We start from the raw sequence: 273 nt of genomic DNA on the forward strand, positions 1-273 counted from the left end.
TTGAGCGTCTGAAAGGCATGCCATGTATCGGCAACCGGCTGATCGCTGAACTTGACGGCGTACTTGAAAACCTCCATGAACCCCTCGGCGGGATCTCCAACGATGGGCCGCACATCAACGATGAAGCTGTCCCCGGCGATCTGGTGCCAATCCCGCGACAAGCGCTCCTGGCTGGGCTCGACCTCGGCCAAGGCGATCATGTGCAGGTGCGGGTGCCACTGGCCCGAGTTGTCTCCCCGCTTCACTTCGTATGACCAAACAGCGCCCACAACA

At 60.4% G+C, this 273-nt stretch carries 1 pseudogene; it reads right to left on the reverse strand.

Going from position 1 to position 273, the window contains the following annotated elements:
• A pseudogene (locus ABG80_RS20955) lies at positions 1 to 200 on the reverse strand (protein rep); the annotation flags it as partial.
• Positions 201 to 273 lie beyond the last annotated feature (73 nt).

It is taken from the genome of Aquabacterium parvum (assembly GCF_001447195.1).
GTDB classification, from domain to species: domain Bacteria; phylum Pseudomonadota; class Gammaproteobacteria; order Burkholderiales; family Burkholderiaceae_C; genus Aquabacterium; species Aquabacterium parvum.